The organism is Candidatus Villigracilis vicinus, assembly GCF_016702885.1.
Taxonomy (GTDB): domain Bacteria; phylum Chloroflexota; class Anaerolineae; order Anaerolineales; family Villigracilaceae; genus Villigracilis; species Villigracilis vicinus.
The window spans coordinates 26,684-40,853 of record NZ_JADJDD010000010.1; the positions used below are offsets into that span (position 1 = coordinate 26,684).

The window sequence follows — 14,170 nt, forward strand, 5'->3', positions numbered from 1 at the left end:
AATTCCTAATCAAAGACATTGCGCTTCACAAATGGCGCGGACAAAAACCGCAGCATCACCTTCCAACGCGGGAGCAGATCGATCCGCGCGCCGTTGGTTTCATTGGACAATATCTTTTCAGCAATCGCTGGCACAACATCTTCCAATCGACTGGCAATGATGTTAAAGATGGGTTTCACTTTCGCAAATTCCTGCGGATCGCTGTACTGTCCTACCACCATATCGGTGATGACCATACCCGGCTGGATCAACCCAGTTTTAACAGGCGAGCCCTTCAACTCCGCCGCAAACGATTTACCCATAAATGCAATTGCAGCCTTGGTCATGCCATACAGCGTGATGCCCTCACGGACGTTCCCATTGGAGCCAAAGCCTTCAAAGTTATAGATCCAGCCGCCACCTTGTGCCATCATGCCGTTATATGCCGTACGCGTTCCATATAATGAACCCAAGACATTCGACTTCACGACGGTTTCCACGACCTCATTGGACAACTCCCACAAATTGCGCTGCTGATGAGCCACGCCCGCGTTGTTGATCCAAACATCCACCCGCCCGAATTTCTCCTTGGCGAAGGCAAATAATCGCTCATGGTCTTCCAGTTTAGTCACGTCACACAAACAACCAGCGACCTTGTCCTTATATTTTGAGGATAACGTCGAGAGGGTTTGATCCAGAACGTCTTGTTTGCGTCCGCTGACCACGACTCGCTGACCCGCGCTTGAGGAATTCCTCCGCGAGTCCATAGCCAATACCTTTGGTAGAGCCTGTGATGACAATAACCTTGCTCATGCTTCCTTCCAATTAAGCACACCAAACGTCGTGTACTGCATCTTATCCGACTTATAAAATTGCCAGACCACGCTCATATTGAAGTTGTCGTCAATAATGAATTCACGTCCCTTGACCTTGAGCGCTTCGCCATAGAAATGTTGGCTTGTATACAATGCGCGCCCATAGCCCATTGAGTTTCCGAATACATCTGGTCCTTCAAAGTAATGCTTGGCATGATTGCGATAGCGTTTGAAGGTGTATTTCTTGTTGAATACGCCCGTAATCTCCACTGTCATCTCGGCACGGAGCAGGTCAATCGGCTTGTAATCGATATGAACCTTGTTCACGCCGATCTGCTTCTGGTCTGCCCCGCAGACAATCATCTCGCCATCCCATGCGCCAGATTTCTTCGAAGGCAGAATATGCGGCTTGAGTCCGTTGACGCGTTCGGTCTCGCAGAAGGCATCGATGCGGGCTTTGGTTTCGGGGTTGGAGTGGTAATCAAACGCGACTTTGTAAATGCCATTGAAAACCGAACAAATGGTGGGACCATCATACAAAAGCGATGAGTACACCTGCGTCTCGCCATCAGGCAGGATATGCACCATCGTCTTCAAGATCACCCGTCCAACCAGGGGAGTAGTAATGGGCATCCACAAGCGTCCCATACGGGTGACCCGCGCCGATGAAATCGGGACCAAGATAAATGCGATCCTGGTCACTGTCGACTACGCCAAATAGAAAAATATCCGAAACTTCCAGCCGTGGCAGCAGCGGACCCTGCCCATGCTGGATCTTTGTGTTCATCATGTAAGTCGTCTTCCCATCAACGAACGTGGACGAGCGATAGACCTTGTTGTATCCGCTATGATTGCCGTTCACATCAAAGATGGACGGATATCCGTGCCACTCACCTTCGATATTCTTTTGCCATTTGGAGGGTTGGTTGTTGTCAGTCATTACCTGAGTCCTTATCAGAGGGGTATCTGGTGTTTTCTTAAGCCGTCAGCAAGATATTCAATTCTTTACTGGTCTTTCATATCCCGCAAACAGATCTCGCTTATTGAAGCTAGCAGTCATGAACCGCAGCATGATCTTCATCGGCGTCAGCCACGCGATGTGACCTTCCTTCTTATCGTTCTTCAAGATCGCATCCGCAAGCCACGGCGTGGTGGTTTCAGGTGTATCGCCTAAAATATTGATCACACGCTTCGAGCGTTCCCAGCGCGCTTCATCGAGATATTCCACGCCGTGCAGAAAGTGTTCCGTCACATTGATGCCAGGTCGCAACGTATGGAAGTGAACATTCGAACCAGCATATTCCTTGCGCAGCGCCTTCACAAAATAGACCACAGCCGCGTTGCCCGTGCCGAGCATTGCCACACCTTCCTGCACTTCGCCCTTGCCGCCCATGCCTTCGGTGAAATAAATATCACCGCCGCCCTGCTTCAACATGCCGTTGATGGCGACATGCGCCGAATACAGTGAGCCAAAAATCTTGGTCGAAAGCGTCGCATCGATCTCATCTTTTTCGAGTTGACCGAACGGCAGCGGATTGGTCGTCGTACCTGCGTTGTTGATCCAGATGTCAATGCGACCGAAACGCTTCGCGCCCGCATCCCACAACGCCTGAACCTGCTCGAACGAAGCGACATCGCACCGCACCCCAAGCAGATTCGCTCCGCCCGCCTCAGCAGCCAACTGCTCTACAGCCTTGTTCACACCGACTTGTGACCGTCCGCATACAACGACGTTGCATCCACGCTTGAGAAATTCTTTAGCAAGCCCAAGACCAATTCCGCGGGTGGAGCCAGTAACGACAACTGTCTTTGCCATCTATTTCTCTACACTCTGGTTCTTCAAAATCTCGCGCAATTTCGCGCCCGTCTCTGCACCAACCAGACGTTCCACCTGCGCCCAAACCTTGTCCACTTCGGGGTCGAAGATGGCGTTGCGGTTGAGTTGGTCTCGCGCGGCAAAATCACCTACAGGGACAGCATCCGCAGGGACACCGTTCTCGACCAGGTTGAACCAATGATCGAGATAGCCGTTCACGGGAGTTTGAATCTGCTCGAACGCAGATTCGCTTGCGCGATACGCCAACATCCACGGGGACATGAGAGCGTATTGCTTGGGTCCGAGTTGCGCTGCGGTTAGACCTTCGATCTTCTTGGCTTCATCAAAGATGGGAGTCAAGGTATCGAACACGGCATTGAGATATTTGAGGTTCGCGCCCAAATCTGCACGTGGGATCAGGTCAAGGTGGAAAGCAAAGTGCGGACCCGCCATCACCGAGTCCAGTGTGAAGTGCGGGATGTGGCTCTCAGGCTTGGTGAAGGCAAAGATCATATGCGAGTCCAGCCCGATGGGCGGAACGACCAAGCCGATATAGACCATCTTATGCACCTTATCTCCGCCAAACAAACGGACACTGCCAACGGGAGCAGGGCTCATCGGTGAGGAAAGGCTCAGGTATGGCGACCCGACCTCGGTGAGTCCGAAGCGGGTTTTTATCTTCTCTAAAGCGCCGAGCGAAAGTTGTTGGGGCAGGGACATGTAGTTAATCTCCGATAAAGTTGAATTCAATTTTGACCACAGACCATTGACGATAGACCATGAAGTTCTGCGGTTAATGATCTATCGTCAATCGTCCGACTTCTTCGCTTCCACCGTCGGCACTTCGTTCAACACCCATGCCTTGGCGAGTTCGGGCACTTCCTTGCGGGCAGGCGACGGGATGACCACCGCATGTTGGCGACCATATTCCTTCTTGATGCGATGAACATCGATCTGCCAGCCCATGTCGATATACTTTTTGCGCATCTTGCGATAAGCGATCTGAATGCCGTCGCTCTTCACCGAAAGTTCCGCGCCGATGTCGTAGGGCAACAGTTCGGGGCGCTGCGAAAGCACGATGGGATAATCTTGATTGAAGATCTTCAGCACACGCTTGAGCGCGTCGCCATCTGCCCAGTTGCCTTTGAAGAAAGTGCGCAGTTGCGTCCACTTGGTGATGGTCTTATATTCATTCACAGGAATGTGGAAGTTGAACAGGATCATCTGTCCCATCGGCAGGTTCACTTCGAGCAGGGTCATGCAGGGCATCCAAAACCCTGCACGGGTCTTCACACCAGGGCGCTCTTCTTTATAAAGACGGTTCCAAAATCCCTTCATGTTCTTCTTCGGGGGTTTGAGCGTTACCGTCATCGTCGCGCCAATGGGCGGATGTTCTTCGATGTCGTAATCAGGGATATCGGGTTCTTCACGATTCCCAAATGCGCCGCCATGCACGAAGGGCGCGTGCGCCGCATCCATGCTGTTCTCGAGCGCGCGTTCGTAGTAGACAGGCCATTCGAAATTACCGCGTACGACTTTGAAATTCGGGTCATCAAAATAAGGTAATTCAGGCAAAGGTGGACGTTCGGCTTCAGAGAGATCGCCGAGAAAAGCCCAGATGTAGCCGTACTTTTCCACAGTCGGGTATGAATCGACGCGCGCTTTCTTTGGCACAGGTAAGTCAGGGTGCGCAGGAATCTTCGTGCATGAACCATCCGCCTTATATTCCCAACCATGATACGGACACACAATACAATCGCCCTGCATCCAGCCATCTGAAAGAGCCCCACCACGATGCACACACAGATCACTCAACACATGCGCCACACCATCAGGCGTGCGATACAACACGAACTCCTGCTCCAACGCCGTCACGCGGATCGGCTTGTTCTGTATAACGTGCGAAAATTCCAACGGCCACCAAAAGTTCTTTAGCATGTTTCTCTCCTTTATTTTTTTCGAATGACAGTTTGTTCTGTCCGTAATTCCGATTTCTTGATGAATGCCAACACAAGCCCTGCGATCTGCTCGCGCACTTGCTCCGCAGGTCTTATCATTTCCATATCCAGGAAGAAGCGACCTGTCGTCTCGTCCAGCGGATGTGCAATGGCAAAATGATTCGCGCCTTGCAAGAGGACGTCCCACGCCTCTTCCCCCGCCGACGGTTGACACGCTTCGTCGAACGTTTTCTCCACTGGGTCTTGACTCTGCCCCTCCGTCCCATAGCGGACACGGCTCGCCGCGATCACGCCATCTTTATCACCGCGCATCAACATCACTGACTTGCTGCCCACACTCAATACAGTGTTCGTTGCAAATCCCAACATCGTAGATGCCATCGTATGCCCTGCATACGCAAAGACCGCTTTCACCTGCGCAAAGAATTGCGCGTTCTGCAAAGCGACCGTGCCGCCCGCAGAATGTCCGCCAAGGATGACGTTGTTCAAATCCATCACCCCACACAGCGGACTCTTTTCGTCGCTATTCAACTGCATCAGCGAATCGAGAATCGGTTGAATTGCAGGGCAGGTTGCGCCGCTTCCATACGTGTCAGGTTTCACTTTCGATAAATCAATCGCAGGCGTCAGCCCGATCACGCCGGGCAATGTCTCTGCCACATGCGTGTACATCACCGTGACAATATTTGCTTCCGCTAGTTTCACCGCCAACCAGTGATAACTCTCGATGCCCACGTTGATGCCATTGAAGAAGATCACTACTGGCATCGGTGCGGACGTTTTATCCGCGGAAATCACGCCACTCATCCGTTCCGCGTCGCTGTTAGTCGGCGCGGCAGGATAATAAACTTTCAAATGCAGCACGTTATACGGTGCACTGGCATTCGGAAGAGTCGTGGCGTGGAAGAGGGCGCGAATCACGAAGATTTCCTCAAAAGATATACATGCACATGATGTAGTTTTTCGTCGCGGTTCCATTTGCACAGACCAGCGACCATGCCTGTCGTTTCGTCGTTCACTTCCAGCCATGAGACCGTTTCACCAGGAGTAGTCACGGCTTCGATCTCGCGCAAGGCGCCGTATTGCTTTTGACGTCCACGCATGCCTTCGGTCTCGTTGAAGGTCACATCGTTGGCAGTGATCGCAATGGTTTCGAGCAACTCACCTTCGGGTGAGATCAAATATCGTTCACCGTGATAATCGCCGCTTGGAGTGGTCGGCTTCAAAATCGGATAGCCTTCGTTCTCAGGGACGCCAACACCGACGATGGTCGCAACTTCTTCATTGGCAATGAAAAACTTTCCGCCAGTAACTTGCCTATTCGGGTTGACCAATATCGAAAAAGAAGTGAAGTTATAGCCAAAGTGAGTCCACATGCCACGCGCGGTCAGCACGCCATCTTTCCAGGAGAACCCGCCGCCGACCACATCTTCACCGAGATAATGCCGAGCCTTGCCAACGATCTTCAGATCAAAAACAAACTCACCCACACGTTTGTTCATGACATTTACAACTTCCTCCGCTTGCCCGGATAGGCCATGCGCAACTTTGACAGGCTCACAGATCTGGATCACGCGGATCACATCTCCCTGCGGCTGGAGCTTGCGGCGTTGATGGATCACACCCGCATATTCGCCTGCAGGAGTGTAGACGTATTCGCTCACGAGCCAGTCGCCGAGGAAGGATGGTTGATTCATGCAGACTCGAATTCCATCACACCAAACTGTGAGCCAACTCGCTGCCCGCCACGATACCAATGTTGGACGACGGCTTTGCGTGTACCGTCGAGCGTCACCACTTCGCGCCGCCAGCAGCGCAGATGCGCTTCACGATGATAGAACTGTCCGCTGAGAGCACGTCCACCACTGAGAGAGTAACTGCCGACGATTTCCGAGTCGTCCGTTGCCCACGCCTGCCACTGATTCGTAACCAGTGACATCTTGCGGACTTCGGGTCCGAAAGCACCACCTTCGATGCGTAAACCCAACATGCCTTCTTTGATGGGAGTAATGATCTCTTCGTAAAGTTTCTTGCCAAGCGGTTTTCTCTCACCATCCAACGCGGAGAGTTCACCACTCCATCGCCCAGGTCGATGAAAAAGAATCTCGCCGCGCCCAGAGGTGGGATCATCATGCAGGTCGTAATGTGTGCCGCTGACCACGGTCGGCTGTGGGACGGGGGTATCTTCGGGCACGCGGTCGTTTTGTCCAACAACGACATACATCATGTGTTCGCCGCGGGACATTTGAGCAAGCGAGAGTTGCAAATTGCCGTCCACGATCATCAAAAAGAAGCGTTGACTCAACCCAAGTGCTGACCAATATGCATTGGCATCCACAAGGTTTTCACTAAGTGTTTCGGCATATCCGATATTGGCGGGACCTTCGTACAGGCGGTGGTCATCCTGCTGTTGAATAAAGTAATGTCCGCTATGCTTAAAGGGACCAACGAAAGACACATCAATGCGCACACGCCCTTCAGGGAGCGATTGCACATTGCGATAGTCTGAGCCGTTGCCGAGGAAACAGCCTTTGCTGTCGAACACTTCGGCGTTGCCTGCCCAGCGACCAAGTCCTTGCTTGAATTGGATGGGTTGATTCATAGTAATTAGTGATTGGTAATTGGTGATTACCCACGTACCAATTGGTAGATTTGTTTCTCTTTGGGCGTGTTATCGAAAATGGCTTTGAAGTCTGCGCCTTGAGGTTGAGCAGTGATGTAACGTCCTTCAACAGAGACTTCGAGTGAGTCGCCTTCGAAGACCCACGGAGAGATAGCATACGAACCATCTTCTCGCGGGGTGATGCTGATGGTGTGATCTGTCCCTTTGCCATCGGGCACGTTGAGGAATTTGCCTTCCTTGCGTCCTTCGGTGTGTGTGGTGTGGAAGTACAACGCCAAGGTATCGAAGAACTGCAAGAGTTTGTAGTTATTGAACAAGGCTTTCTCTTCGATCCAAGCTTGGGAGGTGGAATCAGTTCCGAGGTCCGCTTTGAGGCGGGCTTGGCGAGTCAGTTCATCTGCGAGCATCGCATCCGCGGCGGCTTTGTGCTCTGCGGAAATCTTGTCGATGAAAATAAAATCCGACAGACCGTAGCGTCCATTGAATAAACCATAGGTGTGCATGGACGAGAGCAAGCCGCTATACGCGTGATGTTTTTCGTTGAACTCGGGCGAGCCTTTGCTGGTTTGGATGAGATATGGAATGGGCGTTTGCGTGAGGTGATGCGGCAAACCCGTGGTCGGTGATTGTTCACGCAGCGCGTCGATGGACGCCCAGCCTTCGTCGTGATGTTCAACGATGTAGACGACGAGGTCACGCGGCGTGGGTTGAGCAAAGTCCGCGTTGCCAAATGCGCGTGCGAGTTGACCGCAGGTGCGCGTATGGTCAGGTTGTTCGATGGCGAAGTTGGGCTTGCCTTCAATGGCGGTCTGGATAATCATAATGACTCCATTTCGTCATTGCGAGGAGGGCGATAGCCCGACGAAGCAATCTCGTACATACGCTTGGAGATTGCTTCGGGCGGAAGAACACCGCCCTCGCAATGACGAGAATTTAAGGTTGCTGTATTCTCACAAAATCCTGAATCTGAAAAATATGCGTCTTGCCTTCGCGCAGTTTATGCGTGATGATGCGGCGGTTGTTGGGGTCGATGAAGTAATGATTGTTATGAACGATGGTGTGTGAAATTTTACTGTCGATGGTAAAGACATAGTTATACGGCGTAAGTTCGGTGCCATGCAGACTCAACTGCTCGCTGGTCGCCCAGCAAAATTTTCCGTCGGTGGAGATGTCAGAATGAAAGACGGTCTTGCCCACTTCGTACAGATTTTCGAAGTCTTCCATCAAATGCCAGCTCTTACCCACTTCGTTCCAAGACACATCCATATGCACCGCAGCGGATTCGATGAAGTCGCCCTTCGGGCTGAAGGTTTTGCACAAGCCTTCCCATCGCCCCATGAAGCATTGATATGGAATGGTTGATTTCGGGTCGCCGTAAGTCTTCGTCATGTTAATCTCCAATTTGATATTTGAATCGGTCGCCGCGATAACGCGCTTGCAAGAACTCCAGCGGTTCGCCAGCGGCGCTCAACACCACGCGTTGAATCATCAGCACAGGTGAACCCTGAGAAAGGTGAAGCAGCTTCACGTCGAGGTCTGAGGCGGCAACGGCTTCGATGGAACGAGTCGCATGGGATGTCGCCATCTGCGGGATGTGGCTGATGTAGTTGAGCGATCCGCCTTCCAAAAGCCCCGCTTCATTTATTTGACCTGAAACGGCTTCTGGCAAATAAGCCGTGTGATGCCCGATGGCTTCATCTGCCGCCAGGCGCAAGCGGCGAATGCGATAGACACGCGTCTTGTGCGGCAATTTCAAATTTGATGCCACTTCTTTATTGGCTTCGACAAATCCTTTTTCGATGACCTGCCAGCCTGGCTTGATGCCTTTCTCGGTCATGAACTCGGTCAGGCTTTTGCGTTCTTCGGGGCTGTGAGTCATCTTGGGCGGCGCAACGAAAGTGCCGCGTCCGCGCTCGCGAATGAGCAAGCCTTCATAGACGAGGTCACTCAACGCCTGACGCACCGTGATGCGGCTCAAGCCGAACGAGTTCTGCATTTCCTGTTCAGAGGGGATGAGATCATTCGGCTTCCATTCACCCGACTCGATCTTTTCGAGCAGGTGCTGTTTGAGTTGGTAATGCAAGGGCAGAGGTGAACTTCGGTCAACTTTTGGCATGGGAACCTGATTTCTGGCTAAATGTTATAACATTATAACAATAATACCTATTTGCCGATGAGGTGTCAAGTGTCAGGTTTTTCGGTGTCAGGCTAAAAAGCGGGGAGATCCCAAAGTTGCAATCCTGTCCCCTCGTGCATGGCGCGATTCACTGGCACGCCATCATAAACAGTCAATGTAAATTCGACAGCGAAAGCAATCGCACGAGCGGCATGACCACCGATAATTGAGATCCCATTCGGTGCGGACTCATCCCGAAACGACAGTGTGAGATGTGTGTGGACATGCGGCTCATTCTTTAATCTGGAAATTGTTCCATGACCCGAAAGTATTTCCAACGGTCGGGCAAAGACCAACGGCTCTCTGCGCATTTTGTTGATGAAGTCATATTCGGTGAATTCCACCTCGGTCAAACCGCCGAGCATTTCAAAGGTAGCGGCATGGATATCTTCAGCGTCCGCGATCTTTGCGAACGCAGCGTGAATCACTTCGCCATTGGTGAACGTTCCCATGAAGACGCGGGTCGCTTTGGTGTTGACGTGTGCAAGTGAGATTGCCATGGTTGAGTCCTTTAGAGAAGTAATTGGTAATTGAACGCTGACCGCCGACGGTTGACCGCGGTCGGTCGTCTGCCGTCATTTTATCAACGTCTTCGCGCCGTTCATAATCAACACTTGAGCAATGCCGAGAATCATCGTCGCACCGCGGGCGATCATGTTGTCGGAGTCGGCTTTCACGCCTGCGGTGATTCCCGCCGCGACGCCTGCCTTCTTGCAAACGGCAATTACCTTGTCGATCATCTCTTGCACTTCGGGGTGGTTGGGTCCATCGGGGAAGCCCATGTTGAGCGAAAGGTCACGCGGACCGATGACGACGGCATCCACGTGCGGTTGGGAGATCATGGCTTCGAAGTCGTCGAGCAGGGTTGGGTCTTCGAATTGCGGGATGACCATGGTCTGTTCGTTGGCAAATTGGATGTATTTCTCTGCTCCCCCACTGTATGCCATGTATTTGGATGCGCGCGAAATGCCCACGCCTCTTTTCCCAACGGGTGGATATTTCACTGCATCCACAAGCATTTTCACCTCTGACGCATTTCTCAGGTCGGGCATCATCACACCCAGCATGCCTGCATCGAGATATTGCAGGACGAGTTTCGGGTCTTTCGGTCCGATGCGGACGAGAGGAGTCATGCCCGTCAATTCGCAGGCGCGGATGACGTTGACAGCCTGGTCGGGGTGAAGCAGTCCATGTTCGGCGTCGAGCATGTAGTAGTCGAAGCCAGCCAAGCCGAAGAGCTCGGCGAGCTGCGGATCGGCCGAGGTGGAGATCACGCCAAAGGCTGGCTGACCAGCTTTGAGTTTAAGTTTGAGGCGATTTTCTTGGATGAACATGGAAACTCCTGGCGAGACGACGGACCAGACCGCCGGTCAATCGTCTGCGGTCAAATATTCAAATAACACCGTTATCTTGCAAAGCTTTCAAATCTTCAGCCGTCAAGCCAATGGAAGCATACACTTCATCATTGTGTTGACCGAGTGTGGGCGGCGGCGAGAAGGTGTCTTCGTAGGTGTCGGATAATTTTACTGGGTTACCAGGCATCTTCGCTTTGCCGCCGAGCGGATGCTCGACTTCGATGACCATGTTGCGTGAGAGGACTTGCTCATCGGCGAGGGCTTGCGCCATGTTGTTGACGGGCGCGCAGGGAATGCGTTTGGCTTGCATTTTGTCGAGCCAATGCTTCTGGGTGTTGGTGGAAAGAATCTCGTTGAGGCGTTGATTGATGAGAAGTTTATTCTTCCAACGCCCAGGCTGACCTTTGTTCTCTTCGGTGTTGAGTTCAGGCGCGTCGACAACTTCCATGAGCGCCGTCCAAAAATTATCGGTGATGACGGCGATGATGATAAAGCCATCGGAGCATTGAAAGGTATCGTATGGGACGTGTACAAAATGTCCATTGCCGAGTTTGTCGGGAATATCACCCGAAAGGAAATACATGGTCGCCATGTAGTTGAGCAGACTGATCTGCGCGTCGAGCATGGAGATATCCACGTGTTGTCCGCGCCCCGTGGTGTGACGTGCCTGCAATGCCGCGAGCACACCGATGACGCCCATCAGTCCGCCGCCGAGGTCACCGATGGGAATGCCCGAACGTGTGGGCGGGTTATCGGGCTGACCTGTGATGCTCATCCCGCCACCCATCGCTTGTGCGACCATGTCGAAAGCGGTACGGTCTTTGTTGGGTCCCGTTTCGCCGAAGCCAGTGACGGTACACGTGATGATGCGCGGGTTGATCTTGGACAGATGATCGTAGTCAATCTTGAGACGCGTCGTTACGCCTGCGCTGAAATTGCTCAAGACAATGTCGGCAGTTTTTACCAATTCGTAAAAAACCTGCAAGCCTTTTTCCGATTTGAGGTCGAGGGTGATGCTTTTCTTGTTGCGATTGAGCGTCATGTAATAGGCGCCGAAGCCGTTGAGGCTGTTCTTCGGGTCTTTTTCCAACAGTCGGCGTGTGCCTTCGCCCGTGACGGGCGGCTCCACTTTGATGCTTTCCGCGCCGAGGTCGGCGAGGATCATGCCTGCGTAAGGTCCGCTGAGCATGTGAGTGAGGTCGAGAATTCGAATTCCTTGGAGGGCTTTCATTGGGGTTCCTTGTGTTTGTAAGTGTTGTAAATTGGTAAATAGAATGGAGATTGAGATTGAAGCGTCAATCTCAATTACCAGTTACTAATCTCTCCAAGCAGGGAAGCGCATACGATAGGTCATATACATCAACCCTGCGGTTTGTAAAAGCAAAAAGATCAACGCATTGCCGAAGACGGCAAGATACGAGAGTGTACAGATCAAATTTGGGATATGACCGAATAAAACTTTTTTCAAGTTCCATTCAGGGATGTTGTGTTCGGGTGCAACGTGAATATCCCAGTATTGGCTTTGCCATAATCCTTTGAAGGTGCCAACTATGAGGAAGGTGATCAATGCAGTCAACCAGACGTTGCTGATGAATTTTTCGGTCACTGCCCAGGCAGAGAGGAAGACTTGACCTTCGCCAAGTCCCCAAAACAAGCCGAAGAATAAAACCTGCGGCAGGTGCAGTTCGCGTCCGTGTGTGAGGTGCCTTTTACCCAGAGATAAAAATAGGCGAAGTAGATCACGCTAATGCACAAAAAGGTAAAAAGCCACCAATAAAGATTTGAAACTTGTTCAGCAGTTGCAATCGGCTTACTGAACAGTGCAGGCAGAACGCCTGTCAGAATGCTGAGGATGAATCCGCTGGTGAAGTAGATGCCGCCGCGAATCCACGCCAGGCGCGGACTGTAGCCAGTGATTGTCCGCGCTTGGGTTTGCAAAGTGATGGTCAGAAATAAAAGCAAGCCAATCAACACAAAGAGGAAGTAATCCATTGCGGAGTTGGTGAAGGTCCAGAAGGGAGAGAAGATGGGATGCATAATTCGACGATGGACCATTGACGACAGACCATGGTCAATGGTCCATCGTCAATGGTCAAAGAGCCCTTAAATACTCCACCACTTCCGCCTTCGACACCACATCGCCATACTTCGAGTTGATGTCGAACAGATTCGCTTCATGCGGACCTGGGTGCCGATCCGCCACACATTCACGGGGGACGATGACGCGGAAGCCGTATTGCATTCCGTCCACGGCGGAGGCACGGATGCAACCCGAGGTGGAGCAGCCTGTCAGGAGAATCGTGTCCACGCCGAGGGAGGTGAGGGTGGCAGCGAGAGAGGTGCCGAAGAAGGCGGAGGCGTATTGCTTGACGATGATAATGTCCGATTCGATGGGCGTAAGCTGCGGGACAATCTCTGCCAGCGGCTCGCCTTCGACCATTGTCTTGAGCACAGGGACTTTCTGAATGAAGATGCCTCCGTCACGGAAGTTCTTGTTATAGAGCACTTTCGTGTACAAGACGGGAATCTGCTTTTCGTGGGCAAGGCTGAGGAGTGGAATCGTTTCGTCGACGGCAGTAACAACATCGGGCGCGAAAAGAGGCGCACCTTCCGTCACATAGGCATTGATGAAGTCCACGATTAGGAGCGCGGGGCGTCTTCCAAACCCGAGGCGACCGTCGAAGACGCCTTTGTAGTTGCTTTCAAGATCAGACACGGACTTGTCCTGTTGCTGTCACGGATTCGGAAGAGATAACTCCAGCCAGTTTCCATGCGGCATAGGCGAATGCGCCTTGCCCGAACGTATTCAACAATTGTTCCGTCCATTGCAGCGGAATGGATTGGTCTGGCATACGGGCGAGTCCACTGAGGACGAAGACAATGACGATATTCGCAAGGAAGAGCCACGCCATTTTATTCAAGTTGTTATAGCGCGCCTGTTGAATGAGCAAGACAACCATGACCACATTGCCAATGGTCATCACGCCAAGCAAAATAAAACGCCATGTATTGACGGTCAGGTCGGGGAAGCCAGTGAAGAGGATAGCGACGAGGCTCAACCCAAGCACAATGGAAGGTCCCAACCAAATGCGCCCAAGCTGACGTTTTCCACTGCGAATCTCGCTCATGAACCAGAGCGCAAACGCCAGCAAGGTGAAACCGACAGACATCCACATGAACATGCCTTTATCGAACCATGCAATATTGGTCTGAGCGTTGGTTGCCGCCATGGTGAGTTTCCATGTCGCTTTGAGAAAACCGCCAATGCTTACCAAGATAAAACCGATGGTCGCCATTTGACCGAGACGGGCATTTACATTCTTCACCATGCGGCTGACGAAGTACAAGCCGATCGAAGAAAAAATAACTGGAAGAAAATCTTCAAGGGCAAGCCCGAGGGTGTAGGTTTCCATAAGAGTCTCCTATTGCAGTGAACAGTTATCAGTAA

19 protein-coding genes are annotated in these 14,170 nt (G+C 52.0%); all 19 read right to left on the reverse strand.

The window, feature by feature from the left end:
• Nucleotides 1-5: 5 nt before the first annotated feature.
• Complete coding sequence (locus tag IPG80_RS10315) at nt 6-746, reverse strand: SDR family oxidoreductase (RefSeq protein ID WP_345106099.1); 741 nt, start codon at nt 744-746, stop codon at nt 6-8.
• 42 nt (nt 747-788) lie between these two features.
• Nucleotides 789-1,427, reverse strand: coding sequence for a hypothetical protein (locus tag IPG80_RS10320; protein ID WP_345106102.1), 639 nt, complete (start codon nt 1,425-1,427; stop codon nt 789-791).
• The gene (locus IPG80_RS10325) at nt 1,363-1,734 is read right to left on the reverse strand and encodes a hypothetical protein (protein WP_345106105.1); all 372 of its coding nucleotides are present in this window, start codon (nt 1,732-1,734) and stop codon (nt 1,363-1,365) included. Before IPG80_RS10325 ends, IPG80_RS10320 begins: the two co-directional genes overlap by 65 nt.
• A 57-nt stretch (nt 1,735-1,791) precedes the next feature.
• Nucleotides 1,792-2,610: an SDR family oxidoreductase gene (locus IPG80_RS10330; protein WP_345106108.1), complete on the reverse strand. Its 819-nt coding sequence runs from the start codon at nt 2,608-2,610 to the stop codon at nt 1,792-1,794.
• Nucleotides 2,611-3,330, reverse strand: coding sequence for a hypothetical protein (locus IPG80_RS10335; RefSeq protein ID WP_345106110.1), 720 nt, complete (start codon nt 3,328-3,330; stop codon nt 2,611-2,613).
• Nucleotides 3,331-3,417: 87 nt separating this feature from the next.
• Complete coding sequence (locus IPG80_RS10340; RefSeq protein ID WP_345106113.1) at nt 3,418-4,548, reverse strand: aromatic ring-hydroxylating dioxygenase subunit alpha; 1,131 nt, start codon at nt 4,546-4,548, stop codon at nt 3,418-3,420.
• A gap of 11 nt (nt 4,549-4,559) precedes the next feature.
• On the reverse strand, nt 4,560-5,489 hold the full coding sequence (locus IPG80_RS10345; protein ID WP_345106116.1) for a hypothetical protein: 930 nt from the start codon (nt 5,487-5,489) through the stop codon (nt 4,560-4,562).
• Nucleotides 5,486-6,265, reverse strand: coding sequence for a hypothetical protein (locus tag IPG80_RS10350; protein ID WP_345106119.1), 780 nt, complete (start codon nt 6,263-6,265; stop codon nt 5,486-5,488). The genes IPG80_RS10345 and IPG80_RS10350 overlap by 4 nt, the downstream gene beginning before the upstream one ends.
• Nucleotides 6,262-7,170, reverse strand: coding sequence for a hypothetical protein (locus IPG80_RS10355; RefSeq protein ID WP_345106122.1), 909 nt, complete (start codon nt 7,168-7,170; stop codon nt 6,262-6,264). The genes IPG80_RS10350 and IPG80_RS10355 overlap by 4 nt, the downstream gene beginning before the upstream one ends.
• Before the next feature lie 26 nt (nt 7,171-7,196).
• Nucleotides 7,197-8,012: a DUF3891 family protein gene (locus tag IPG80_RS10360; protein ID WP_345106125.1), complete on the reverse strand. Its 816-nt coding sequence runs from the start codon at nt 8,010-8,012 to the stop codon at nt 7,197-7,199.
• Nucleotides 8,013-8,124: 112 nt separating this feature from the next.
• Nucleotides 8,125-8,580 carry a hypothetical protein gene (locus IPG80_RS10365; RefSeq protein WP_345106127.1) on the reverse strand — a complete coding sequence of 152 codons (456 nt, stop codon included), beginning with the start codon at nt 8,578-8,580 and terminating at the stop codon, nt 8,125-8,127.
• Between the two features lies 1 nt (nt 8,581).
• Nucleotides 8,582-9,307 (reverse strand): GntR family transcriptional regulator, encoded by a 726-nt coding sequence (locus tag IPG80_RS10370; RefSeq protein ID WP_345106129.1) that lies wholly within the window; start codon nt 9,305-9,307, stop codon nt 8,582-8,584.
• A 92-nt stretch (nt 9,308-9,399) separates the two neighbouring features.
• Entirely contained in the window at nt 9,400-9,867 is a 468-nt protein-coding gene (locus IPG80_RS10375; protein ID WP_345106131.1) for a PPC domain-containing DNA-binding protein, read from the reverse strand.
• Between the two features lie 75 nt (nt 9,868-9,942).
• Entirely contained in the window at nt 9,943-10,701 is a 759-nt protein-coding gene (locus tag IPG80_RS10380) for an aldolase/citrate lyase family protein (protein ID WP_345106134.1), read from the reverse strand.
• Nucleotides 10,702-10,759: 58 nt separating this feature from the next.
• Entirely contained in the window at nt 10,760-11,953 is a 1,194-nt protein-coding gene (locus tag IPG80_RS10385; protein WP_345106137.1) for a CoA transferase, read from the reverse strand.
• A gap of 84 nt (nt 11,954-12,037) precedes the next feature.
• Nucleotides 12,038-12,328, reverse strand: a complete 291-nt coding sequence (locus tag IPG80_RS10390; protein WP_345106139.1) for a hypothetical protein — start codon at nt 12,326-12,328, stop codon at nt 12,038-12,040.
• On the reverse strand, nt 12,325-12,759 hold the full coding sequence (locus IPG80_RS10395) for a hypothetical protein (protein ID WP_345106142.1): 435 nt from the start codon (nt 12,757-12,759) through the stop codon (nt 12,325-12,327). The genes IPG80_RS10390 and IPG80_RS10395 overlap by 4 nt, the downstream gene beginning before the upstream one ends.
• Before the next feature lie 55 nt (nt 12,760-12,814).
• Entirely contained in the window at nt 12,815-13,438 is a 624-nt protein-coding gene (locus IPG80_RS10400; RefSeq protein ID WP_345106145.1) for an N-carbamoylsarcosine amidohydrolase, read from the reverse strand.
• Entirely contained in the window at nt 13,431-14,135 is a 705-nt protein-coding gene (locus IPG80_RS10405) for a hypothetical protein (RefSeq protein WP_345106148.1), read from the reverse strand. Before IPG80_RS10405 ends, IPG80_RS10400 begins: the two co-directional genes overlap by 8 nt.
• Between the last annotated feature and the right edge of the window lie 35 nt (nt 14,136-14,170).

Excerpts from the sequence above, each read along its gene's own strand:
- IPG80_RS10315 (WP_345106099.1), bottom strand. The coding sequence starts at position 746 with ATGGACTCGCGGAGGAATTCCTCAAGCGCGGGTCAGCGAGTCGTGGTC.
- IPG80_RS10320 (WP_345106102.1), bottom strand. The coding sequence starts at position 1,427 with ATGCCCATTACTACTCCCCTGGTTGGACGGGTGATCTTGAAGACGATG.
- IPG80_RS10325 (WP_345106105.1), bottom strand. The coding sequence starts at position 1,734 with ATGACTGACAACAACCAACCCTCCAAATGGCAAAAGAATATCGAAGGT.
- IPG80_RS10330 (WP_345106108.1), bottom strand. The coding sequence starts at position 2,610 with ATGGCAAAGACAGTTGTCGTTACTGGCTCCACCCGCGGAATTGGTCTT.
- IPG80_RS10335 (WP_345106110.1), bottom strand. The coding sequence starts at position 3,330 with ATGTCCCTGCCCCAACAACTTTCGCTCGGCGCTTTAGAGAAGATAAAA.
- IPG80_RS10340 (WP_345106113.1), bottom strand. The coding sequence starts at position 4,548 with ATGCTAAAGAACTTTTGGTGGCCGTTGGAATTTTCGCACGTTATACAG.
- IPG80_RS10350 (WP_345106119.1), bottom strand. The coding sequence starts at position 6,265 with ATGAATCAACCATCCTTCCTCGGCGACTGGCTCGTGAGCGAATACGTC.
- IPG80_RS10355 (WP_345106122.1), bottom strand. The coding sequence starts at position 7,170 with ATGAATCAACCCATCCAATTCAAGCAAGGACTTGGTCGCTGGGCAGGC.
- IPG80_RS10360 (WP_345106125.1), bottom strand. The coding sequence starts at position 8,012 with ATGATTATCCAGACCGCCATTGAAGGCAAGCCCAACTTCGCCATCGAA.
- IPG80_RS10365 (WP_345106127.1), bottom strand. The coding sequence starts at position 8,580 with ATGACGAAGACTTACGGCGACCCGAAATCAACCATTCCATATCAATGC.
- IPG80_RS10370 (WP_345106129.1), bottom strand. The coding sequence starts at position 9,307 with ATGCCAAAAGTTGACCGAAGTTCACCTCTGCCCTTGCATTACCAACTC.
- IPG80_RS10375 (WP_345106131.1), bottom strand. The coding sequence starts at position 9,867 with ATGGCAATCTCACTTGCACACGTCAACACCAAAGCGACCCGCGTCTTC.
- IPG80_RS10380 (WP_345106134.1), bottom strand. The coding sequence starts at position 10,701 with ATGTTCATCCAAGAAAATCGCCTCAAACTTAAACTCAAAGCTGGTCAG.
- IPG80_RS10385 (WP_345106137.1), bottom strand. The coding sequence starts at position 11,953 with ATGAAAGCCCTCCAAGGAATTCGAATTCTCGACCTCACTCACATGCTC.
- IPG80_RS10395 (WP_345106142.1), bottom strand. The coding sequence starts at position 12,759 with ATGCATCCCATCTTCTCTCCCTTCTGGACCTTCACCAACTCCGCAATG.
- IPG80_RS10405 (WP_345106148.1), bottom strand. The coding sequence starts at position 14,135 with ATGGAAACCTACACCCTCGGGCTTGCCCTTGAAGATTTTCTTCCAGTT.